At 47.7% G+C, this 23,535-nt stretch carries 25 protein-coding genes; 1 reads left to right on the top strand and 24 read right to left on the bottom strand.

Translation table 11 applies throughout. The annotated features are described in order from the left end of the window. From rnc to AC1MEO_RS00910, 11 genes are all read right to left on the bottom strand, one after another. On the bottom strand, window positions 1–756 hold the full coding sequence (gene rnc, locus AC1MEO_RS00960) for a ribonuclease III (RefSeq protein WP_480333771.1): 756 nt from the start codon (window positions 754–756) through the stop codon (window positions 1–3). Window positions 757–911: 155 nt separating this feature from the next. Further along, a complete protein-coding gene (locus tag AC1MEO_RS00955; protein ID WP_480333770.1) occupies window positions 912–1,148 on the bottom strand; it encodes an acyl carrier protein in 237 nt (78 codons plus the stop codon). A 40-nt stretch (window positions 1,149–1,188) separates the two neighbouring features. Continuing rightward, a complete protein-coding gene (gene fabG / locus AC1MEO_RS00950; RefSeq protein WP_480333769.1) occupies window positions 1,189–1,935 on the bottom strand; it encodes a 3-oxoacyl-[acyl-carrier-protein] reductase in 747 nt (248 codons plus the stop codon). Beyond that, complete coding sequence (fabD, locus tag AC1MEO_RS00945) at window positions 1,932–2,870, bottom strand: ACP S-malonyltransferase (RefSeq protein WP_480333768.1); 939 nt, start codon at window positions 2,868–2,870, stop codon at window positions 1,932–1,934. Before fabD ends, fabG begins: the two co-directional genes overlap by 4 nt. Next, window positions 2,860–3,858: a phosphate acyltransferase PlsX gene (gene plsX / locus AC1MEO_RS00940; RefSeq protein WP_480333767.1), complete on the bottom strand. Its 999-nt coding sequence runs from the start codon at window positions 3,856–3,858 to the stop codon at window positions 2,860–2,862. Before plsX ends, fabD begins: the two co-directional genes overlap by 11 nt. Further along, entirely contained in the window at window positions 3,855–4,439 is a 585-nt protein-coding gene (fapR, locus tag AC1MEO_RS00935; protein WP_480333766.1) for a transcription factor FapR, read from the bottom strand. The genes plsX and fapR overlap by 4 nt, the downstream gene beginning before the upstream one ends. A gap of 90 nt (window positions 4,440–4,529) precedes the next feature. Then, window positions 4,530–6,572: an ATP-dependent DNA helicase RecG gene (gene recG, locus AC1MEO_RS00930; protein ID WP_480335993.1), complete on the bottom strand. Its 2,043-nt coding sequence runs from the start codon at window positions 6,570–6,572 to the stop codon at window positions 4,530–4,532. Next, window positions 6,562–7,461: an L-serine ammonia-lyase, iron-sulfur-dependent, subunit alpha gene (gene sdaAA / locus AC1MEO_RS00925; protein WP_142826585.1), complete on the bottom strand. Its 900-nt coding sequence runs from the start codon at window positions 7,459–7,461 to the stop codon at window positions 6,562–6,564. Before sdaAA ends, recG begins: the two co-directional genes overlap by 11 nt. 16 nt (window positions 7,462–7,477) lie before the next feature. Then, window positions 7,478–8,140, bottom strand: coding sequence for an L-serine ammonia-lyase, iron-sulfur-dependent subunit beta (gene sdaAB / locus AC1MEO_RS00920; RefSeq protein ID WP_480333765.1), 663 nt, complete (start codon window positions 8,138–8,140; stop codon window positions 7,478–7,480). A gap of 133 nt (window positions 8,141–8,273) precedes the next feature. Continuing rightward, window positions 8,274–9,926 (bottom strand): DAK2 domain-containing protein, encoded by a 1,653-nt coding sequence (locus AC1MEO_RS00915; protein ID WP_480333764.1) that lies wholly within the window; start codon window positions 9,924–9,926, stop codon window positions 8,274–8,276. Window positions 9,927–9,944: 18 nt separating this feature from the next. Further along, the gene (locus AC1MEO_RS00910) at window positions 9,945–10,307 is read right to left on the bottom strand and encodes an Asp23/Gls24 family envelope stress response protein (RefSeq protein WP_146556566.1); all 363 of its coding nucleotides are present in this window, start codon (window positions 10,305–10,307) and stop codon (window positions 9,945–9,947) included. A 220-nt stretch (window positions 10,308–10,527) separates the two neighbouring features. On the opposite strand from AC1MEO_RS00910, the gene rpmB reads away from it, so the two are divergent. Next, window positions 10,528–10,716, top strand: coding sequence for a 50S ribosomal protein L28 (rpmB, locus tag AC1MEO_RS00905; protein WP_058384914.1), 189 nt, complete (start codon window positions 10,528–10,530; stop codon window positions 10,714–10,716). Between the two features lie 153 nt (window positions 10,717–10,869). Here rpmB and AC1MEO_RS00900 read toward each other — a convergent pair whose 3' ends face one another. The 13 genes from AC1MEO_RS00900 to AC1MEO_RS00840 all read right to left on the bottom strand — a co-directional run bounded on the left by AC1MEO_RS00900 (window position 10,870) and on the right by AC1MEO_RS00840 (window position 23,431). Continuing rightward, the gene (locus tag AC1MEO_RS00900) at window positions 10,870–11,511 is read right to left on the bottom strand and encodes a thiamine diphosphokinase (protein WP_480333763.1); all 642 of its coding nucleotides are present in this window, start codon (window positions 11,509–11,511) and stop codon (window positions 10,870–10,872) included. After that, window positions 11,508–12,173, bottom strand: coding sequence for a ribulose-phosphate 3-epimerase (rpe, locus tag AC1MEO_RS00895; protein WP_480333762.1), 666 nt, complete (start codon window positions 12,171–12,173; stop codon window positions 11,508–11,510). Before rpe ends, AC1MEO_RS00900 begins: the two co-directional genes overlap by 4 nt. Further along, complete coding sequence (rsgA, locus tag AC1MEO_RS00890) at window positions 12,166–13,062, bottom strand: ribosome small subunit-dependent GTPase A (RefSeq protein WP_480333761.1); 897 nt, start codon at window positions 13,060–13,062, stop codon at window positions 12,166–12,168. Before rsgA ends, rpe begins: the two co-directional genes overlap by 8 nt. A gap of 24 nt (window positions 13,063–13,086) precedes the next feature. Next, window positions 13,087–15,057 carry a Stk1 family PASTA domain-containing Ser/Thr kinase gene (pknB, locus tag AC1MEO_RS00885; protein ID WP_480333760.1) on the bottom strand — a complete coding sequence of 657 codons (1,971 nt, stop codon included), beginning with the start codon at window positions 15,055–15,057 and terminating at the stop codon, window positions 13,087–13,089. A gap of 2 nt (window positions 15,058–15,059) precedes the next feature. Beyond that, on the bottom strand, window positions 15,060–15,809 hold the full coding sequence (locus AC1MEO_RS00880; RefSeq protein ID WP_480333759.1) for a Stp1/IreP family PP2C-type Ser/Thr phosphatase: 750 nt from the start codon (window positions 15,807–15,809) through the stop codon (window positions 15,060–15,062). A gap of 33 nt (window positions 15,810–15,842) precedes the next feature. Further along, the gene (gene rsmB / locus AC1MEO_RS00875; protein ID WP_480333758.1) at window positions 15,843–17,195 is read right to left on the bottom strand and encodes a 16S rRNA (cytosine(967)-C(5))-methyltransferase RsmB; all 1,353 of its coding nucleotides are present in this window, start codon (window positions 17,193–17,195) and stop codon (window positions 15,843–15,845) included. Then, window positions 17,192–18,124 carry a methionyl-tRNA formyltransferase gene (fmt, locus tag AC1MEO_RS00870; protein WP_480333757.1) on the bottom strand — a complete coding sequence of 311 codons (933 nt, stop codon included), beginning with the start codon at window positions 18,122–18,124 and terminating at the stop codon, window positions 17,192–17,194. The genes rsmB and fmt overlap by 4 nt, the downstream gene beginning before the upstream one ends. After that, window positions 18,121–18,630, bottom strand: a complete 510-nt coding sequence (gene def / locus AC1MEO_RS00865) for a peptide deformylase (protein ID WP_480333756.1) — start codon at window positions 18,628–18,630, stop codon at window positions 18,121–18,123. The genes fmt and def overlap by 4 nt, the downstream gene beginning before the upstream one ends. 19 nt (window positions 18,631–18,649) lie before the next feature. Continuing rightward, window positions 18,650–21,046, bottom strand: coding sequence for a primosomal protein N' (priA, locus tag AC1MEO_RS00860; protein ID WP_480333755.1), 2,397 nt, complete (start codon window positions 21,044–21,046; stop codon window positions 18,650–18,652). Next, on the bottom strand, window positions 21,036–22,241 hold the full coding sequence (gene coaBC / locus AC1MEO_RS00855) for a bifunctional phosphopantothenoylcysteine decarboxylase/phosphopantothenate--cysteine ligase CoaBC (RefSeq protein ID WP_480333754.1): 1,206 nt from the start codon (window positions 22,239–22,241) through the stop codon (window positions 21,036–21,038). The genes priA and coaBC overlap by 11 nt, the downstream gene beginning before the upstream one ends. A gap of 74 nt (window positions 22,242–22,315) precedes the next feature. Beyond that, window positions 22,316–22,540: a DNA-directed RNA polymerase subunit omega gene (gene rpoZ / locus AC1MEO_RS00850; protein ID WP_215099877.1), complete on the bottom strand. Its 225-nt coding sequence runs from the start codon at window positions 22,538–22,540 to the stop codon at window positions 22,316–22,318. Further along, window positions 22,540–23,160: a guanylate kinase gene (gene gmk / locus AC1MEO_RS00845; protein ID WP_480333753.1), complete on the bottom strand. Its 621-nt coding sequence runs from the start codon at window positions 23,158–23,160 to the stop codon at window positions 22,540–22,542. Before gmk ends, rpoZ begins: the two co-directional genes overlap by 1 nt. Window position 23,161: 1 nt before the next feature. After that, complete coding sequence (locus tag AC1MEO_RS00840; protein WP_480333752.1) at window positions 23,162–23,431, bottom strand: extracellular matrix/biofilm biosynthesis regulator RemA family protein; 270 nt, start codon at window positions 23,429–23,431, stop codon at window positions 23,162–23,164. Between the last annotated feature and the right edge of the window lie 104 nt (window positions 23,432–23,535).

Raw genomic sequence — 23,535 nt, 5'->3', positions numbered from 1 at the left:
TTACTCCTCCGCCGCTTCCTGCAATTTACGGATCGCCAGCTGAGCTGCCTGCTGTTCCGCCTCTTTTTTCGAACGGCCGTTGCCAACACCGAGTTCCTGCTCCGCAAGAGAGACACGCGTTACAAATACCCGACTATGGGCTGGTCCGATTTCGTCAATAATTTCATAATTTAATGCTCCAGTATTTTTCTGCTGGATCAATTCCTGCAATTGGCTCTTATAATCCATCACATGCGAAAAAGCACCGAGTTCCACTTTCGGAAACAAGATCATTTCCAAAAATGCGACAACAGGTTCCAGTCCCTGGTCAAGGTAGAGAGCGCCGATATAGGATTCGAAAACATCAGCCAGCAACGCTGGGCGTGTTCGGCCGCCTGTCAACTCTTCGCCTTTGCCCAATAGGATGTATCTGCCGAAACCAAGTTCATTGGCAAATAAAACCAGTGAAGGTTCACAAACGATGGCTGCACGCAGCTTCGTCAATTCGCCTTCGCTCATTTCAGGAAATTTCATGTACAGGTAATGCGAAACGGATAATTCCAATACCGCATCCCCCAGAAATTCCAGGCGCTCGTTGTCGGTATATTGTTTTCTTCGATGCTCATTCACATAAGATGAATGCGTGAAGGCTTGATACAGTAATGCAGGTTTGTTAAATGAAACATTCAGCTCTTTTTGCAGTTGTTCAAATGCCGCTTTAGCGCTTTCTTTTATAGAGCCTAGCTTTTGTTGATTTGATTTTTTATTCATTGCCATTTTTATCTGCCTTCCTTTGTGTACTTCCATCAATTTTACCTTTTTTTCAGCTATTGTGCAAAAAGAGAATTGACGCACAACTGCTTAGTATAACAGCAATTGTGCGTCAATGGGTGTTTAAGTATTTGCATGCGGCAGAAGGATCTATTGATCGCTTACGCTTGTTTCTTCTCGATATACGTTACTGCGTCGCCTACTGTAGCCATGTTCTCAGCGTCTTCGTCAGAAATTTCCATGTCGAATTCATCTTCAAGTTCCATAACCAATTCCACTACGTCCAATGAATCTGCACCTAGGTCACCGGTAAATGAAGCTTCAATTTTCACTTCGCTCTCTTCTACACCTAGACGATCCACGATTACTTTAGTTACTCTCTCTAATACTGTTGACAATGTCGTCACCTCCCCTCAAATCAGTATACAAAAATCTTTCTTACATGACCATTCCGCCATCCAGATGGAGCGTTTGGCCTGTCATATAGGATGCATCATCAGAAGCCAGGAAGAGTGCCGCTTTTGCGACATCTTCAGGTGCTCCGAAACGTCCCAATGGAATTTGTCCCAGCATCGCTTTTTGGACTTCATCCGTCAATTGGTCCGTCATATCCGTGGTGATGAAACCAGGTGCTACGGCATTTGCCGTGATGCCCCGGCTCGCCAATTCACGCGCTGTTGTCTTGGTCAAACCGATGACGCCAGCTTTTGACGCGACATAGTTTGCCTGTCCCGCGTTGCCCATGACGCCTACGATTGACGCGATGTTGATAATCCGTCCGGCGCGTTGTTTCATCATTTGGCGCGTGACCGCTTTTGTACAGACAAAGACACCTTTTAAGTTGGTGTTGATGACATCGTCCCATTCATCATCTTTCATCCGCATTATCAGGTTATCACGGGTAATGCCGGCATTGTTCACCAAAATATCCACCGAACCGAAAGCTTTCATCGTTTCATCGACCATCGCTTTGACGGATTCAGCATCCGAGACATTGGCTTTGACAGCAATCGCTTCTCCGCCATTTGCTTGAATTTCAGCTACAACGGCTTCTGCTTTTTCCTGGCTGCCGCTGTAATTGACGACCACTTTGGCGCCATCAGCTGCAAATTTACGGGCGATTTCTGCTCCGATTCCGCGCGATGCTCCTGTAATGATAGCTGTTTTCCCTGCTAATTTACTCATTTCGCCAACTCCTCTACCGCTTTTTCGAATGACTCCAGGTCATAGACCGGCAAAGTTTTCACTGAGCGGTCAATTTTTTTGACTAATCCACTCAATACTTTTCCCGGACCGATTTCGATAAATACCGTGACGCCAAGATCGATCATTTCACGGACTGACTGCTCCCAAAGAACTGGTGAATACAATTGGCGAACGAGAAGATCCTGGATTTGAGTGGCATTGGTTTCCGCTTTTGCGGTGACATTCGACACCACCGGAACTTTTGCATCCAACAGAAACGAGCTGCTTAATTCTTTCGCCAGGTCCTGCGACGCCGAACGCATCAATTCAGAATGGAAAGGACCGCTGACGTCAAGCGGAATTGCGCGTTTGGCTCCACGTTCTTTAGCAACCAGACAGGCTTGCTCGACTCCTGCTTTTGTTCCGGAAATGACGATTTGCCCCGGACAGTTCAAATTGGCCAGTTGAACGACACCCGTTGTGTCCGTGACTTCATTGGTCACTTTCTCCAATTCATCACTTTCCATGCCCAAAATAGCTGCCATGGTTCCTTCTCCTGCCGGAAAAGCTGTATTCATGAATAATCCGCGTTTATGTACAATTTTGACCGCTGTTGGAAAATCCAACACATTTGACGTTACAAGCGCACTGTACTCCCCGAGGCTATGCCCGGCTGTATAGTCGGGTCTTATGCCCGCGCGAATCAGCCGTTCGGTAATCATTGAACTGACGGTCAACAAAGCCGGTTGGGCATGATACGTCAGCGTCAATTCTTCCTGTGGCCCTTCAAGCATCAGCTTGGACAATTCAAGGCCAAGCGCCCCATCTGCGCTTTTGAAAAAATTGCAGCTTGTGTCATCTGCCAAAAAGCTTTCGCCCATTCCGACTGTCTGCGATCCTTGTCCTGGATAAATAAATGCAATCTTAGTCTTCATGTAATGTCTCCTTTTTCAGCGTACTGTAGATTGTGCCCGTTACATCGTATTCCACCATCGTGCGTGTTTGGCGTATGGCATTGAATAAGGCCGTAGCATTTGATGAACCATGCGCTTTGATGACAGGTGCCTTCAAGCCGAACAGTCCGGCGCCGCCATATTCGCTGTAATCCAGCATGCCCTTGAGGCCTTTCATATCATCTTTGACCAAAAAAGCCGCAACTTTGGTTTTGGCAGAGCTCATGAAGACGCCTTTGATCATTGCGAAGACATTCATTGCCGTGCCTTCGATTGTCTTCAACACCATATTTCCGGTAAAGCCATCTGTTACGACCACGTCAGCCACGCCGTTCAGCAAATCACGCGATTCCACATTGCCGATAAAATTGACCGGCGCTTCTTTCAATAACGGAAAAGCGGCTTTGGTTAAATCATTGCCTTTTTTCTCTTCGGTTCCGATATTCAGTAAACCGACTGTCGGATTCTGAATGCCGCGGACTTTCTCCGCATAAATGCTTCCCATAATGGCGTATTGCACCAGATGTTCCGGCCTTGCTTCCGCGTTTGCGCCCATATCCAGCATAACAAATCCTTTGCCGTCAATGGTCGGCAAAGTCGGAGCCAGCGCCGGCCGGTCCACGCCTTCGATGCGGCCTACAATAAATAGCCCCGCTGACATAAGGGCTCCTGTGTTTCCGGCTGAGACACAAGCATCAGCTTCGCCATCTTTTACTGCTTGTGCCATCCGGACCATGGAAGCGTCTTTTTTACGTTTTACAGATCGGACAGGATCGTCTTCCGATTCAATGACTTCTTCACAATGGACGATCGTCAGGCGATCATGTTCCTTCAGGAATTCCTGCATCTTTTCCTGATGGCCAAAAAGTTGAATTTCAATATCCGCAAATTCGTCCAATGCTTTATATACACCTGCGATAATTTCTTTCGGGGCATTGTCTCCACCCATTGCATCTACAGCAATTTTCATTTTACGTCACCTTCACTTTGCTCTGTCATTCGATACATTTCAAATGTGCCGATAAAAACCGTCTGCTGTTCGACAGAAGAAACCACTTTTACAAAGGCCCTGTTTTTTTCAGGATGGCTTTCGATCACTTCCGCTTTCGCAACAACACGCTGGCCGGCTGTTACCGGCCGTAAAAACTGCAGCTCCGATTTTACGGTCAACGCCAATTCATCATTCATTACTGCAACCGCCAACGAATTGGCTTGCGCGAATAAATGATGGCCTCTCGCGATTTTATTGCGCTGGAATACGTGTTCTGGTTTTACATCGAAAATTGAAATCGCTTTTTTATCCAGTTCAATATCGATAATCTCTCCGATCACTTCGTCGATCGGCAAAGATTTCACTTCATCTTCAAAAGTTTTCACGGCTACATGTTTAATGCGTTCCCGCAGTTCCGGAATGGCTAGCTCCATTCGATCTAAACGGATCGTCTGCACACTGACGTCAAATTCAACCGACAGTTCTTCATCCGTCACAAAAGGATTCTCTTTTATAGAGTCTTTCAACGCCTGTTGCCGCTGTTTTTTCGATCTTTTCACTATGTCACCGCCCGCTATTAGCACTTGGTACTAATATGAGTATATAAATAACAAAAAAAGAATGCAAGGAAAATAATGATCCCTGCATCCCTAATCCAGTCTGCCGCCTGATAATACACCCGACTGTTCTATCTGCTGCCGCAGGCAGCGCATGTCTTCAGCATGCCAGAATTCTTCGCTGCTGATCAGTTTCTCAGCATCTTTTCTGGCCGTTTCAAGCGCCCGGTAATCATGGACCAGATCGGCCATTTTAAATTCCGGGATCCCGCTTTGCTTGCGGCCGAAAAAGTCACCCGGCCCCCTCAGCTGCAGGTCCTTTTCCGCCAGCACGAAGCCGTCATTGGTTTCCGTCATAGTCGTCATGCGTTCTTTGCCGATTTCCGTTTTCGGATCCGCCAACAGCACGCAATAGGATTGTTCGCTGCCCCGGCCGACACGCCCCCGCAACTGATGCAACTGGGACAAGCCAAAACGCTCAGCGTCATAAATGAGCATGAACGATGCATTCGGCACATTGACGCCAACCTCTACAACCGTCGTTGACACCAATACATCGATTTTGCCTTCTGTAAATTCACGCATCGTTTGCTCTTTTTCATCTGAATGCAGACGGCCGTGCATCAAACCGACCGTGAAGCGGTCCTTGAAATACATCGTCAGCTGCTGGAATAGGTCCACTGCGTTCTGGTAATCCAGTTTATCCGATTCTTCGATCAGCGGACAGATGACGTAAGCTTGCCGTCCAGCGGCCAGTTCTTTTTCCATCCGGCCGACAATTTTGCCAAACATATCTTTTTTCATCCAGTAGGTTTCAATCTCTTTTCGGCCGACCGGCATCTCGTCGATGACCGACACGTCCATTTCCCCAAAGGCAGAAATCGCCAAGGTCCGGGGAATCGGTGTCGCCGTCATGAACAGCACATCCGGATTATAGCCTTTGTCTTTCAAGACACGCCGCTGGTCCACTCCAAAACGATGCTGCTCGTCTGTAATGACGAGCCCCAATTTATGAAATTTCACTTCAGGCTGGATCAAGGCATGGGTGCCGATCAGGAGGTCGATTTCTCCCGCTGCCAATTGCTGCAGAATCAATTGCCGCCTTTTTCCTTTAACCGAACCGGTCAACAGCGCGATGTTCATTGAAAACGGACGGAACCACTGCTCTAATGTATTGGCATGCTGTTCGGCCAGGATTTCAGTCGGTGCCATTAAGGCACCTTGAAGCCCCGCGGTATGGGCTGCATACAGCGCAATTGCCGCCACCACTGTTTTGCCGGAACCCACATCGCCCTGGAGCAGGCGGTTCATGCGGAACGGCTCTTTCATGTCCTTGCAGATCTCATTGACCACCCGTTTTTGTGCGGCTGTCAGATCAAAAGGCAGATCTTCAATAAAAGCCTTCAGGCGATCCAGGTCATAATCGATGAAAGAACCGCCTTCTTCCTCACGGTTCTTTTTGCGCAGCGCCTGCATCTTCAACTGGAACACCAACAGTTCTTCGTAGACAAAACGTCGGCGTGCTTGTTTGACCGCTTCGCCGTTCGGAGGAAAATGAACCCATTCCAATGCATCTTGAATTGGAGCCAATTGATAGGCTTCAACCAAACTGTTGGGCAGGCAATCTTCTATATCTTCTTTTGCCAGATCAAGTGCCTGCCGCATCAGCTTCCGGAAGGTTTTTTGATGGATGCTGCCTTTCAGGCTATAGACGGGCTCAAAATCCGCTCCATCCGTACGTGGGCCGATGGAATGGCTTGATACGGTGATGACTTGACGGCCACGGTCCCATTTTCCAGTTAAGGTGATGATTTCCCCCAGATGCAATTTGGCTTTGACGTAGGGCTGATTGAAGAAAATCGCTTTGACCAAATGCCGGCCAACCAACACACGAACTTGAGTTCGGGATTTTTTCTTGCCTAAAAAAAGGACGGAAGGCTCGCTTTCGACCCTTCCCTCCACGGTAACGCGTTCATTATGAGGCGTATCCGCCAGATCCTTCAATTGAAAATCTTCGTGGCGATACGGAAATGTCATGATCAGGTCATGGATGGTTTCGATTCTCATTTCCTGCAGGGTCTCGGTCGCTTGCTTGCCTACCCCTTTTAATGTGGCGACAGAATCTTTACTGCCCACTTCCAACAACTGCTCCCCCGAAAATTTTGGACTCGAGCCATTTTCCGGTTGGAGTTGCGGCAAGTCCGCCTTTTGCGGTTTCCCTTAGCGCACTCGGCATGGATTGCCCGATTTCAAACATCGCACCGATGACTTCATCGCACGGAATGCGGCTGGTGACACCGGCTAACGCCATATCCGCAGCCACTACTGCATTGGCTGCTCCCATCGCATTACGCTTCACACAAGGCACTTCCACTAATCCCGCCACTGGATCGCAGACCAGGCCAAGCATGTTTTTCATGGTGATGGCAAATGCTTCCGAACTTTGCTGCGGGGTGCCGCCAGCCATTTCAATGATTGCCGCTGACGCCATTCCTGCAGCTGATCCCACTTCTGCCTGGCAACCGCCGGCAGCTCCTGAAATCGAGGCATTATTGGCCACGACAAAGCCGAAAGCTCCTGCCGTGAATAAATAACGGATCATCTGCTCCCGTGTCGGGTTCAATTTATTTTGTACAGCAAATAATGTACCCGGTACGACGCCTGCAGACCCTGCTGTCGGCGTTGCACAGATGGTCCCCATCGCTGCGTTGACTTCATTGGTCGCTACCGCTTTGCTGACTGCGTCAAGCAACAAATCTCCGGAAAGCGTATTGCCTTTTTCACGGTATGCCTGCAACAGAACAGCATCGCCGCCTGTCAGACCAGAAACTGAATGGACACCCTTCAGCCCTTTTTCCACCGCTTCTTCCATGACCGTCAAATTGCGGTCCATCTGGATCATAATATCTTCACGTGAACGGTCCGTCATGAGGATTTCCTGCTCAATCATGATTTCTGAAATCAGCTTCTGCTCTTTTTCAGCCCGTTCAACCAATTCTCTAACATTACGGAATAAAGCTTCCATCGTTATACCCTCCAATTTAATCGGCGATTCTGGTCACCTGCGTGATATTCGGAAGTTTTGTCAATTCGTCCATCACTTCTTTGTCGACATTTTGATCTACTTCGATAACCATCAATGCCATATGCCCTTTTTCTTTCCGGGATACTTCCATGTGGCCAATATTGATGTCGTACTTGTACAGGCAATTCGCGACATTCGCAATGCAGCCTGAACGGTCTTCGTGGACGACGAGAATTGCCGGATGGTTCCCCGACAAACGGAGCGGAAAGCCGTTTAACTCTGTAATCTCAATTTTACCGCCGCCAATGGAAATGCCCATCATCGACATCTCGGATTTTTGATCCCCAATGACGATGCGCGCTGTATTCGGATGGTCGACATGGCCGGTCTCAGGAATGAATTCATAGGACATTCCTGCTTTTTGTGCTTCTTCAAAAGAAGTTTTGATGCGTTCATCAAAGGTATCGTAATCTAATAATCCACCAATGATCGCAACATCTGTACTATGTCCTTTATAAGTTTCGGCAAATGAACCATAGAGATGCACCCTTGCCCATTCCGGCTGTCTCCCAAACAAGTCCCTCGCTACTCTTCCGATGCGGGCTGCTCCCGCAGTATGCGAAGAAGATGGCCCGATCATGACCGGACCGATTATATCAAAAACAGATTTGAACTTCATGGCTCAAACCCCTCACTTTCGGTTACGTATACTCCTAGTTTACATGATTCCGGCATATTAAACAAAAATAAAAAGCGCATACATCCGTATGCGCCTTAGCTTTATGATTATATGATCAAATTGAAAAGAAAAACTATTCTACAGCAAGAATAAATGGATACAAAGGTTGCTTGCCATCATGGATTTCAACTTCGACTTCACTATTAAGCGTTTCGATGAATGCCCCCAGTTTTTCAGCATCTGCCATTGTCACGTCTTCTCCAAACAGAATCGTGACAATTTCAGCTTCGCTGTCCACCAGTTTTTTAGCCAGTTCTTCTGTTACGTGTTCAAGGCTGCTGTCAGAAACAACGATTTTGCCTTCGGAAATGCCCATGAAATCATCTTTCTTGATGCCAATTCCGTCGATAGATGTATCGCGGACCGCAAATGTCACTGAGCCTGATTTCACGTGTTTTGAAGCACTCGCCATGGCAGTTTGATTGTCCTGCACTGATGCGCCTGGATTAAAGGCCAGCAATGCTGACATGCCTTGAGGCACATCTTTTGTCGGAACAACAGCCGCTTCGATATCCAAAAGCTCAGCTGCCTGCTCTGCAGCCATGATGATGTTTTTATTGTTCGGCAAGATCAGTACACGCTCCGCACCGATTGACTTGACTGCATTGACGATATCTTCCGTCGAAGGGTTCATGGTCTGGCCGCCTTCGATGACATATGATGCACCGATGCTGCGCAATAATTCCGCAATTCCTTCACCCATTGCAACAGTCACTACTGCATAAGGATGCACTGCTTCCTGTTTTGGCGCATTTTTCTGGAAGTCTTCGCCGACAATATCAATATGCTGCTGGCGCATATTTTCTATTTTCATGCTGATCAAGCTTCCATAGTCCTGGCCATATGTAAGCACTTTTCCTGGCTCTTCCGAATGGATATGAATTTTCGCAATTTCATCATCAGAGATGACCAATAGCGAATCGCCATATTCACTCAAATCAGAACGGAATAAAGCTTCGTTAAACTCTTTTTTGCCTTTTTCGAATTTCACCATGAATTCTGTGCAGTAGCCAAATTCAATATCGGCCGTATCCATGAAGCTGGCAATATTTTTATGGTGTTCCGCACTGACCAGATCAGTCATCGTGTTATGCGCGTGTTTTGCAGGCAATTCTTCACCTTTCAGTGAAGCCAGGAATCCTTCGTAAACATAAACGAGGCCCTGTCCACCGCTGTCGACGACACCTACTTCTTTAAGAACAGGCAAAAGGTCCGGCGTCCGCTCTAAAGAAGCTTTTGCTTCTGTGACAACCGCTTCGAACCAAACGATGATGTCCTCTTCCGTTTTTGAAACTTCCATGCCTTTGGCAGCAGCATCTTTCGCCACTGTCAAAATTGTGCCTTCAACCGGTTTCATCACGGCTTTATAGGCAGTTTCGACACCATGCTGAAGAGCTTCTGCGAACTTAAGCGCTGTCAATTCCGATTCTGATGCAATGTACTTGCCGAAGCCTCTGAAAAGCTGTGAAAGAATAACACCTGAGTTTCCGCGTGCACCCATCAAGAGCCCTTTGGATAAAGCACTCGCTGTCTTGCCGATATGCTCTTCTGCCTGAGCAGTTGTTTCTTTCGCTCCAGAAGTCATAGATAAATTCATATTTGTTCCCGTATCGCCATCAGGGACCGGGAAAACATTTAATGCATCAACATAATCCGCATTTTGAAAAAGATGATGGGATCCCATCTGTACCATTTCCGCGAACTTCACTCCGTTTAATGACTTCATAACCGATTCTTCCTCCTCCTACGGGTTCGTTACACGAACTCCTTGGACAAAAATATTTACCGCTTTTACTGACATACCCAATGTTTTGTTAATCGTATATTTCACTTTGGACTGGACTTGATAAGCCACTTCGGAAATTTTTGTTCCATAGCTGATGATGACATACATATCTACAACCAAATCTTCATCTTCCTGCCGTACCAGAACTCCTTTGGCAAAGTTTTCTTTGCGGAGTATATCCGTCAGACCATCGCGTATTTGATGTTTCGTTGCCATGCCTACAATTCCATAGCATTCAATTGCTGCGCCGCCTGCTATTTGAGCAATTACATCATTGGAAATATCGATTTGACCATACTCGTTCTTTAATTCAATCGACATTGAAATTCCTCCTCGAGTCCTATTTCACTCTTATCATTCTACCTTAAAGACTTATAGAAGAAAAGCCACCGTTTGGGGGTGTAAAGGTTTTTTTCTTTAAAGACCTCCAAATATAGTTGCAAACCCGATATGTCTGTGGTAAATTATTAAAGTATGTGAAACGAAAAACGAACTGGAATTCTATCATAATTTTCAGCTTCACTTGTGAGGAGGGACTTACATGCCTAAAGTATGTGCAGTTAGTGGACGTAAAGCTCGCGCCGGAAATGCCCGTTCGCACGCAATGAATTCGACAAAACGTACATGGGGAGCAAACCTTCAAAAAGTTCGCATCCTTGTAAACGGTAAACCGAAACGTGTATGGGTTTCTGCAAGAGCAATGAAATCAGGAAAAGTTGAGCGCGTATAATCGCTCATCGATAATGCCGGTGCTGATCCTATCAGCCCGGCATTTTTTCTTTGTTAAAATAGGCAGTAGACTCGGTAGAGGTCAACGCAAAATATAAAACAGGCAACGAAAAGGATTCCCCTTTTCGTTGCCTGTTTTTTTATAGCAGTGCTTTCACAAATCTGAACTCTCCACCATCAGGCATTGGCCGCTTTGAATGGTTATACTTCCCTGGCCCAATAGCTCATTGCTGACAAAGCGCGTCGTGCCGAATGGGACGGCCTCGTTCATGACAGGGTATTTAAATCCGGTCAAGGTCAAGCCGCCGATTTCTTCCGCAAAAGGATAGAATGACACATAGCGGTAACGCTCCTCTTTTTGAAGGTCATGAGTGCCAGGACTAAGGAAACGGATGCGGTTCTGGTTATTCAATAGAACAAAACGGGTGGCGGGAAATTCCTGCTGGAACTTGAACATGGTGTGCAATGCACTCAAGTAATGGTCGAGCCGTCCGCCCGTGACACCCGTGAGTATGACTTGCTCCGGCTGATATCCCATCGCCCTTTCAAGCCCCAATTCTGTATCAGACTGTTCTTTTTCGGCAGGAAAGCGCTCCAATTCGGGCAATGCAGCACGTATTTTCTTATAGTCCTCATCGGTCACTGAATCGAAATCTCCGACAGCGGCTGTTGGCTGAATGCCTTTTGCCAACAGTACCAGCGTCCCCGAATCGATTCCTATATAAAGAGCTTCTGGAAAAAAAGAGAAGTCCGGCAGTTCGCCTGCCGGACCTCCCGCGATTAGAATGACGTTCACGAGATCGCCTCTTCTCCCGCTTTCCTGATTGCTTGAAGAGCTTGCGTCCGGTCTGCTTTGCTGTAGATGGCTGAACCGGCAACAAAGACAGTTGCCCCAGCTTCTGCGCAAGGTATGATGGTTTCTTCATTGATGCCGCCATCAATTTCAAGTTCGATGGACAGGCCCTTCTCTTTGATGATGTCAGACAGCTGTTTGACTTTCGGTATAACAGAATGAATGAACTTCTGTCCCCCAAAGCCTGGATTCACGGTCATGAACAGGACCAAATCGATATCTTCCAGTACATGCTGAATCGTTTCAATCGGTGTATGGGGATTTAATACGACACCCGGCTTGACGCCAAATGAACGGATCAATTGGATGGTCCTATGCAAATGAGGGCAGGCCTCCACGTGGACGGTGATGAAATCAGCACCCGCTTTTGCAAAATCCTCAATATATTGATCTGGGTTTTCAATCATCAAGTGGACATCCATCGGCAATTTGGTTAACGGCCGTATGGCATTCAGGACAATCGGCCCGAATGAAATATTCGGTACAAAATGGCCATCCATGACATCGACGTGGATCCAATCGGCTCCTGCTTTTTCCACTTCCAAAACTTCTTCTCCAAGTTTCGCAAAATCTGCTGCTAGAATAGACGGTGCAATTTTAATCATTTGAATACCTCGGCTTTCGGCTCATGATTTCTTCTAAAAACTTCAAGTAATGCTTATAGCGGTACTCCGGTATTTCTTTGGCCTCGACGGCAGCTTTGATGGCGCATTTCGGTTCATTCATGTGCAGGCATTCCCGGAATTTGCAGGCGTTGGAACGTGCAGCAAATTCTGGGAAGCATGCAGACAGCTCTTCCCGTTCCATGGTCTCGAAGTCGAACGAGCTAAAGCCTGGTGTATCCGCAAGCAGTCCATTGTTCACAGCAATCAGCTCCACGTGCCGTGTGGTGTGCTTGCCCCGGTTCAAGGCTTTGGAAATGTTGTCTGTCTTCAACTCCAGCGATGGCAGGATCGTATTCAGCAAAGTCGATTTCCCGACACCTGACTGGCCTGCCAGAACGCTGATTTTCCCTTCCAGCACCGGCATCAGACGGTCTTTCAAGGCAGGATCGCCAATAAATGTCGGAATCACTTCATAGCCGATTTTTTCATAATCCGCGATGTAATGCTGGATTTTTTCTTTCTCTGATTCTTTCAGCAGATCCATTTTCGTCAGGCAGATGATCGGTGTGATCGAGTTGGATTCGATTGCTGTCAAAAAGCGATCCAATAGCAAAGGATGAAAGTCAGGCTGCTTGGCTGAAAAAACCAGGATGGCCTGGTCAACATTCGTAATCGGTGGACGCACCAATTCATTTTTTCGTTCATAGACGTGCAGGATTGTTCCTTCCAGGTCGTTATCCGCTTTATAATCGACGTAATCTCCGACCAGGGGTGTTATTTGGCGGTTGCGGAAAACTCCACGCCCGCGGCATTGGATATACCGTTTTCCGTCTTCATCCAATACATAATAAAATCCACTCAATGCTTTTCTGATTTGACCTTTCGGCATCATTTCACTCCTTTTGCTGTTGTATTAGTCTACGCTTGAATAATTAAAAGTTTCTTCCAGAATCACCGTGGAATCCCGGACAATCCGGTAAGATGCGCTTCCGCCTTCTGCAATCTGCATTTCAATGCGATGCGACCGATCCTCGGTGATCGTAAACTCCTCGACCGGTTCCACCATTGTCTGTGAGTTATCCTGTATATAGATTTGGATGTTCTGCTCAACAGGGTCTTCGCCTTCTGCGGCCGGTTCGGCAGGTTCATAAGGAATCTCCACCGTATGAATATAAGTCTTCATCGGCTGTTCGGCTATGCCGGCCGACAAAGTCACTTCAATCGTGCTGCCAGCTACGAGCTGTTCTCCTGCAGCAGGAGTCTGTGACATGACTTTCCCCGCTTCAACTGAATCCGACGCCTGTTCTGAGACAATGCGGATATTAAAACCGGAAGAACGGGCATATTCGTTGAGGTTTTCTTCAGTAAAGCCTGACAGGTCTTCAACGTCCCGCATATCTCTTCCTTTGCTGACAATAAATTCTATGTCGGTTTCACTGACGATGACGTTTTCGCCGGCTGCCGGTTCCTGGTTCAAGATGGTGCCAACCGGTTCTTCAGAAAATTCTTCAGCAGACTCCACCGATGCAAAATTCTGGTCTTCCAGGGCTTCAGATGCTTGTTCAATGGTGCTGCCGACAAAATCGTCCATTTCAGTCATTTCTTTTCCCAAGCTGACAAACAATTGGATTTCCGTTTCACGGTCCCGCATTTTTCCGGCTTCCGGAATCGTTCGGATAATGTGATTTTCTTCTATTTGTTCCGAAAATTCCTCGGTTTCTTGGCCTGCAATAAAGCCAGCCGCCTGCAATTCTTCCACTGCTTCGTTTTGCTCCATTCCTGAAACATCCGGCACAGCAACTTGCCTTGGTTCAAACAGGCCTGGAAAAGCAATTGCCTGAACCAGTCCGCCAATGAGCAGGAAAACCAAAATGCCGACAATCCACGGCCATTTCTTTTTCTTTTTTTTAGGAGCTTTTGTTTCTTTTTTTGCTTGATTCAGCGGAAGAGGCATTGTTTTGGTCTCTGCAGCGCTGGTATAGGCCGCCGGATCTTTAATAGCCGGCATCGCACGTGTCTCATCCTGATCTACTGGCACCTCGAATTTTGGTTCATTCAACCGTTCCGGCAATAGCACCGTAGCCAGATCGGCTTCCATTTCATCAGCAGACTGGTAGCGATGCTGAATGTTTTTGGCAGTTGCCTTCAAGACGACATTTTCCAGGCTTTGCGGCAGGTCGGGGACCGTATCTCGCAAAGAAGGAGTTTCTGTCTGGAGATGCTTTAACGCGATCGATACAGCCGACTCACCTGAAAATGGCAGCTTTCCTGTAATCAATTCGTACATGACGATACCGAGTGAATAGATATCGGATTTTTTATTGGCTGTTCCGCCGCGTGCCTGCTCAGGCGATAAATAATGGACGGTTCCCAACACGGAATTTGTCTGGGTATAAGATGTTGCACTCAAAGCCATCGCAATGCCGAAGTCTGTTATTTTCACATTGCCTTCCGCATCCATCAGAATGTTCTGCGGCTTGATGTCCCGGTGAACAATTTGGTTATGGTGGGCATGCGCCAAAGCCGATGCCAGTTGTTTCATAATCTCAACAGCCCGCTCAGGGGATACTGGTGAATGATCGATTATGTAATCTTTCAAAGTTTTTCCAGGAACGTATTCCATGACCAGGTAATGGATAGAGCCGTCTTCGCCCACATCAAAAATATTGACGATGTTCGGATGCGCCAAACTGGTGGTGGACAGAGCTTCTCTTTGGAAACGCCTGCGCAGTTCTTCTTCATTGGAAAAATCATAGCGCAGAATCTTGATGGCGATATCCCGATCCAGGATCATGTCATGTGCCAAATACACATTAGACATTCCGCCGCCGCCAATCAATTCCTTGATTTTGTAGCGGCCGTTGATGCTTTTGCCGATCAACATGCCTACACCTCCTTATCCATAGAGGACAGAAGAACCAATGAAATATTATCTTCTCCTCCACGTTCGTTGGCCGCAGTTACAAGCTCCTGGCCTTTTTGAGACAGGGGAGCCGATGAGCGAACGATGGAAGCCAGTTCTTCTTTTGGAATTTTATTGCTTAGGCCATCTGAACAAATCAGCAGATAAGATGCACCTGCAAATGAAAAACGGATCAATTCTCTTTCAATGTCCGCTTCGGTGCCAAGCGCACGGACGATCCAATTTTTCTTCGGATGCACTTCCGCTTCTTCTTGGCTGATTTCCCCGCTGTCCACCAGCATGTTGACATAGGAATGGTCCCGTGTAATCTGATCGATGCTGCCATCTATGAGGTATGCACGGCTGTCCCCGATATGGCACAGGATGCCTTCATCGCCTTCAATCAACGCTGCGATCAAGGTGGTGCCCATCCCTTTGCACTCTGGATTTTCCATCGAATGGTCAAACACCGACCGGTTAATCATCTGGATGCGCTCAGAAAGCCATTTTTTCTTATTGGCCAGTGTTGAAAATGCCTCTTCATCCTCTTCCAGAAAGTAGCTGCTCAACTGATCGACAGCCATTTTGCTGGCGACATCGCCTGCTTTGTGCCCGCCCATTCCATCTGCCACAATTGCCAAGAGGAGTCCGTTTGGACGTTTCAGGACAGCCACGCTGTCTTCATTCACTTCACGGATTTTACCTGTATCACTTTCCACTACATACTGAAACAATTCATGACACCCCAATCCTGATCTTTTCCTGCTTTATGCTGTTGCTGTCTTTTCGGTCTTTTTAAAAGCCGCAATGAAAAAGCCGTCGCTTCCGTAATCCTGCGGAAATACCTGGACAAAGCCAGTGTGTTTGATGCCCATGGCCGCCGGCAAGGCTGCCTGGATTTTCTCCATTTCAGGATGTTCTTTCAAGAACCGTTCAGCTGTGCCACGGTTTTCGACTGCATCCACTGTGCAGGTGCTGTAAACAAGGATGCCGTCTTGCTTCAATAAACGGGCTGCCTGATCGAGCAATTCAATTTGGATTTCCTGCAAACGCGCAAAATCCTCTTCTTTTTTCGTGTATTTAATATCGGGTTTCCGTTTGATGACACCCAATCCGCTGCAAGGTGCATCCACTAGAATGCGGTCAAACTTTTCTTCCCCGAAGCGTTCGACACTTTGCTTGCCGTCGCCCACTAGAGTTTCGATGACCGTATGGCCTAAACGCTGGGCTGTTTCATCAATCAGCTTTACTTTATGCTGATGCAGATCAAGCGCATAAAGCGTGCCTCTGTTATTCATCTTTTCAGCGATATGAGTGGTTTTTCCGCCGGGTGCTGCACACATGTCAAGCACCGTCATATCCGGTTCGACCTGCAGGGCATAGGCCGGAAGCATGGAACTCTCATCCTGGATGGTGATGAACCCTTTTTCGAATGTTGCCGTTCTCGCAGGCTGGCCATTCGTAACGATCAAACATTCTGGGATCAACTTACTCGGTACAGCTTCCAACTCTTCAGACTGGAGCATTTCAATCACTTCTTCAACAGTTGCCCGCGCAGTGTTGACGCGTACTGTCTGTGACGGTGTTTTATTGTTTTCCAATGCCATTTCACGTGTTTTTTCCAAGCCGAACTGCTCTGCCCAGCGTTTGATCATCCAGATCGGATGGCTCGTTTCGATGGAAATCTTTTCGTATGGATCACTGATCGTATTGAACGACCGGACACCGTTGCGCTGAACCGAGCGCAGGACGCCGTTGACGACAGAAGCAACTCCCCCATGGCCGCGGCGTTTAGCGATTTCAACCGCTTCGTGGACGACTGCGTGTGCCGGAATCCGGTCCAGGTAGACAATCTGATACAGAGACAACCTCAGCAAAGTTTTGACCCAGGGCTCAATTTTCCCTTTCAAATAAGGTTCCAGGTAATAGTCCAGTGTCATTTGATGTTGCAAGGTGCCGTAAGTGATTTCAGTCAGTAAGCCTCTGTTTTTTGCGGCGATGCCGTAGCTTTCGATCGTCTGGTGAAGCAATAGGTTGCTGTAGGCCTGCTTGTTTTCCACTGCCCATAGAATCGAGAATGCGGCGTCGCGGACATTGCCTTGAAGTTTTTTGTTTTTCATTCGAATAAATCTCCTGCCTGGATTTTAGGTCCTTTTAAATACTCTTTTGCTGTCATGCGCTTTTTGCCGGATGGCTGCAGTTCAGTGATGGCCAAAACGCCATCGCCAGTCTGCACTTCTATTGAATCTTCGGTCAATCCGATCACTTGGCCGGCTTGGCCGCTTGCCTGGGATGAAGTTTTTTCCGTCCACCAAATTTTCATATTGGCGCCGTTGAATGTTGTATACGCAACCGGCCACGGGTAGAGGCCGCGCACCTGATTGTAGATGGCTGTGGCTGATTTTGACCAGTCTATGCGTTCCTGCTCACGTGAAATATTGCGCGCGTAGGTAACTTTCTGTTCGTCCTGTGGAATCCGTTCGTTCGTTCCGTCAATAATCGACGGTAAAGTTCTTTTCAACAGGTCCCGGCCGGCAATGCTCAGTTTATCGAACATGCTGCCGGTGTGATCCTGCTCTGTAATCGGCACCGTTACCTGCGAGATGATGTCGCCCGCATCCAGACGGTCCACCATGTACATGATGGTGACGCCTGTTTCGTTCTGGCCATCCATAATAGCCTGATGGATCGGAGCGCCACCGCGATATGCCGGCAGCAGCGAAGCATGGACATTGATAGCTCCAAACTTTGGTGCTTCCAGCACTGCACTCGGCAAAATCTGCCCAAAAGCTGCGGTAATAATCAAATCTGCTCCCATATCAAGCACATGCTGCAGCTCTTCAGGATTCTTCAGTTTTTCCGGCTGGTATACCGGCAAGCCAAGGCGCATCGCCTCTTCTTTGACCGGTGTCGCCGTCATCACTTTTTTTCGGCCGACTGGCCGGTCCGGCTGCGTCACGACGGAAATGACTTCATAGCCTTCTTCAACGAGCATGCGCAGGATTGGCGCGGAAAAGGCAGGTGTTCCCATAAATACAATTTTGGTCAAACCTGTTCCTCCTCTTCTTCCTGTTGGCGGATCATTTCGTCCAATTCTTCCTGTGTTACATATTTAGTAATTTTGCTGGTGAACAGGATGCCATCCAGATGATCCATTTCATGCTGGATCGCACGGGCTTCAAAGCCTTCCGCTTCCAGTTCATACCACGAACCATCGCGCTCCTGCGATTTGATTTTGATGTGGTCCCAACGTTCAACTTCGCCGAAGATGCCCGGAAAACTCAAGCAGCCTTCAATATCTGTATCAGCGCCTTCAAACAGCACCAATTCCGGATTGATCAGTTCAATCGGTTCCTGGCCTTCCTGGAAATCGACGATAGCGGCACGGACTGCGACGCCTACTTGCGGTGCGGCAATGCCGACACCATCAGATTCAACCATCGTTTCATGCATATCATCCAAAAGAATGCCTAAGTTCTTATCAAAAGTTGTGACAGGCAGACATTTAGTTTCCAATACTTCGTTCGGGTGTTTGATTACTTTTCGAATTGACATATTCATTTCCTCTTTTCTGTTACATGACCGATGTCGGGTTCATATCGATTGACAGCGTGGCACCTTTTTTCAGCCATTCGGTGCGATGGATTTTGATCAATTGCTGCATCGTATCGGTCAGTTTCGGTTCTTTTTTGTATTTTATCAAACATTGGTAGCGATATCTATTGTTGACGCGGGCAATGAGCGATGCTGAAGGCCCGATGATCAGGGTGTTTGGAGACAGATGGCTCTTCAGGTAACGGACCGTTTGATCCGCATATTCCGCCACTGTCATCAAATCTTCATGCGTAAACTGGATATTGACGACGTAATAATACGGCGGATAGCCGCTCGCTCTGCGCATAGCCATTTCCTGTTCATAAAACGGCTCATACAATTGGTCTTTTGCCAGCGTAATGGCATAATGCTCCGGTGTATACGACTGAACAAAAACCGTACCCGGGAGAATATCTCTTCCTGCACGGCCACTGACTTGTGTCAGCAGCTGATAGGTTTTTTCCGCCGCACGGAAATCAGGCAAATGCAGGGTGGTATCTGCCGACAGCACGCCGACCAGGGTGATGTTCGGAAAATCCAGCCCTTTGGCGATCATTTGAGTGCCCAGCAGGATATCTGCTTTGCCATCGCCAAAAGCGGACAGGATTTTTTCATGCGCGCCTTTATTGCGTGTCGTATCGACATCCATCCGCAGCACCCGTGCTTCGGGCACCACTTTCGCCAATTCTTCTTCAACTTTTTGTGTGCCGGTTCCGAAAAACCGGATATGCTCACTTTCACATTCCGGACAGGTTTTCGGTACGCGTTCGTCATAGCCGCAATAATGGCATTTCATCGTTTCGCTTGACCGGTGATAGGTCAGAGAAATATCACAGTTCGGACATTGCATAACAGTTCCGCAATCACGGCATAGCACAAAGGATGAATAGCCGCGTTTGTTGAGAAACAGAACCGTTTGCTGTTTTTTCTCCAAACGGTCGCGGATGGCTTCCGCCAATTGCACCGAGAACATCGACCGGTTGCCGTTACGCAGCTCTTCCCGCATATCGACAATGTGGACTTCCGGCAAAGGCTGATTTTTTGCCCGTTTTTCCAGCACCAGCAATTCGTAGACGCCTTTTTGTGCGCGTGCATACGATTCCAGCGAAGGCGTAGCACTGCCCAGAATTACCGGACACTTATGGTACTCGCTGCGCCAGATAGCCATGTCGCGTGCGTGATAGCGGGGAGAATCGTCCTGCTTGTAGCTTGATTCATGCTCTTCATCGAGGATGATCAGCCCCAAGTTCTGAAACGGCGCAAAAATGGCTGAACGTGCACCTACTACGACTTTCACTTCCGCGCGTTGGATTTTTCGCCATTCATCGTATTTTTCGCCAGCCGACAATCCGCTGTGGAGGACCGCGACCTGGTCGCCGAAACGCTCTTTAAAACGAATCGTCATTTGGGGTGTCAATGAAATTTCCGGCACCAGCATGATCGCTTCTTTGCCTTGCTTCAGCACTTGATCGATCGTCTGCAGGTAGATCTCCGTTTTCCCGCTGCCTGTGATGCCGTGCAACAGGAAGGTTTTTGGTGTGTTCAATGCGCTTTCAATCGAATCAAACGCAATCTGCTGTGCACCTGTCAATTCCAGGGAAGATTTCTGTTCAATTGCTGTCAGCAATTTCGGATCCCGGTAAGATTCCATGTTGGAAATCTGGGCCGCTCCTTTTTCCACTAAACTGTAGATCGTCGGCAGTGAAACACCTGCCTCTTTCTGCAATTGTGAAGATTCAATCGAACGCCCTGCATTTTTCTGGAAAAACTCCATCAGCTTTATTTGCTGTTTAGCGTTTGCCCGGATGTCCAAGGCCTCCAGCTGTTCAATGCTGTCAGCGATATGGATCATCCGCACTTTTTTCACAGCGGTCTGCTGCTGAATATCCGTATCGGCAAGGATTGTGCCTTTTTCCATTTCCTGCTTCAGCAAGCCATATATATCAACTGCATCCTGCAGCCGGATAAAGGATCGTTTTTCAAAATACGGCCGTAAAGCGGCGGCAATTTCTTCAAGCGGCGCATTCAGTACAAAACGTTTTTCGTATTTTGCACGCAATGCGGCCGGCACCATGACCTGCAGCGCATCAATTTCAAAACACACAGTCTGTTCTTTCATCCACTGGGCCATTTTCAATAACTCTTCATTTAATACAGGCACAACGTCCATCAGTTCATGGATGGGCTTCAGACGCTTTGGATCAAACTCTGAGGTCTCTTTGATTTTAGTGATAAATCCAAGTACTTTGCGGTTGCCAAACGGCACTTTGACACGCATTCCCGGCTCTGCCAACACTTCCACACTTTTCGGGATGGCGTAATCAAAAGGGCGGTCAATCGGATGCGCGGCGACGTCCACAATGACTTCAGCTATCATATGGCTCTTCCTTATCCGTGATCAATTCAAGCAATTGGCGCGCCAATTGTTGTTTGGGCATCATTTCAAAAGCTCTTTCAAAGCCGTTTTTTCCGTAAACCGTCACCCGGTTGGTGTCCGATTCAAAACCTGCCTGTGCTTCTGTCACATCGTTGGCGATAATATAATCCGCATTTTTGCGCTCTAATTTATCTTTGGCATATTGTCCGACATCATTGGTTTCAGCCGCAAACCCGATCAGCACCTGATTCTTTTTTTGCTGGCCCAGCTGCTGAAGGATATCGACTGTCCGTTCGAGGACGATGGTCGAACCGCCTTCTTGTTTCTTCATTTTCTGATCCGCAACCGTTTTAGGCCTGTAATCGGCTACTGCCGCTGTTTTGATGACATAATTTGCCGTATCAAACTGGGCTTGGACTGCCCGCAGCATATCTTCTGCACTTTCCACCAGAATCCGCGTGACCCCCACCGGTACAGGCAAGGATACCGGACCGCTGATCAAAATGGTTTCGGCACCCATTTCTGCCGCTGCACCAGCCATGGCATAGCCCATTTTGCCGCTTGAGAAATTCGTCAGGAATCGCACAGGATCAATTCGCTCCCGCGTCGGACCCGCCGTAACGATCACTTTTTTGCCAGCAAGTTTAGACTCGCGCGAAAAAAAGCCTTCCACCAGCTCCGTAATTTTTTCCGGTTCTTCCAAGCGGCCCTTGCCGACATACCCACAAGCAAGAAATCCTTCAGACGGCTCGATAAAACGGATGCCGTCTTCATGAAGCTGCTGGATATTGCGCTTTACTGCCGGATGGTCATACATATGGACATTCATTGCCGGAGCAATCCAAATAGGAGCTGTAGCTGCAAGCAAAGTTGTCGTGACCATATCATCACCGATGCCGCCTGCCAGTTTGCCGATGACATTGGCGGTTCCTGGAGCTACAAGGATCAGGTCAGCCCAATCCGCAAGATCGATATGCGCAATGACAGAAGAATCCTTTTCATCAAATGTATCGGTGTAGACATCGTTTCTGGACATGACCTGAAAAGTCAGCGGCTGCACAAATTGCTGCGCCGACCTTGTCATGATTACTTTTACGGAAGCGCCTGCCTGCGATAGCTTGCTGACAAGGGCAACAGCTTTATAAACGGCGATTCCTCCGCTGACACACAATAGGATTTTACGATTCTCCAACAACTCAAACACCCTTTCTAAACAACAAACTCCCAAAGAACAAGTTTGCTCTGGGAGTCGTGTGTTGCGATTAATGGTTAAATTTCGTCTTCGTATACTGCAAATTCATCTTGTTTTTCCTGTGTCAACACGCCGGCTGCTACTTCTTCGAGTGCTTTTCCGACCGATTTAGTAGAAACATATGAATCTAATTTCTCATCACCGTGTTCGTGCAATTGGCGGGCGCGTTTAGAAGCAAGCGCAACCAGCGAGTATTTTGAATCAATTCGGCTTTTTAGTTTATCAACGGATGGGTATAACATCAGACATTCTCCTTTAGCATATCAAAATATCGTTTTTCTACACGTTCACGCTTGCAATGTTCTGCAATAATGATGGCATTGATCCGGTCACAGGCATTTTCAACTTCATCGTTTTCTACAACATAATCGTACAGGTTCATCATTTCCAGCTCCTGGCGGGCAGCCTGCAGCCTTGAAGCAATGACTTCATCCGATTCCGTGCCACGGCCGACCAACCGTTCTTCAAGCTCCGACAAACTCGGCGGCGCTAAAAAGATGAACAGGCCATCCGGAACTTTCGAACGAACCTGTGCGGCACCCTGCACTTCAATTTCCAGGAATACATCACGGCCCGCGTCGCGCATCTTATTGACATACGCAAGCGGCGTGCCATAATAATTCCCGACGAATTCCGCATATTCCAACAGCTGATCCTGTTCGATCAATTCTTCAAACTCACTCCGGGTCTTGAAGAAATAATCGACTTCATCAACTTCCCCTTCCCGTGGCGAACGTGTCGTCATCGAGATGGAGTATTCGTAATTTGTATCCGGCTGTGAGAACAGCTCTTTTCTTACCGTGCCTTTGCCAACACCCGAAGGCCCTGATAGGACGATCAGCAGTCCACGTTGGTTTCTCATTTTATCCCTCATTTGCCTCATCATCATTTTCTTCTAAACGCAAGAGCGCTGTCTCTGCAGAAAGCGCAGAAATCACCACATGATCACTGTCCATAATAAAAATCGATCTGGTTTTTTTCCCGCTGGTCGCATCAACCAGCAACCCTTTGCTGCGCGATTCCTGGATCAGCCGCTTTGCCGGTGCAGAATCTGGTGTGATGACCGCCACAATCCGGCTGACCGAAACTGCGTTGCCGCCGCCAAGTGAAAAGAACTTCACGTTTTTCGCCAAACTCTTCACCACCATTCACTGCTGATCCCTATTCTTCGTTTTCTAACTAACTGTCTTATTATATCATAATACACCGGGAAAATGATAAGATGGAACAAAACGAT

This window comes from Planococcus sp. BI3 (genome assembly GCF_056680115.1).
This window is presented reverse-complemented; position numbering and strand designations above follow the sequence as displayed.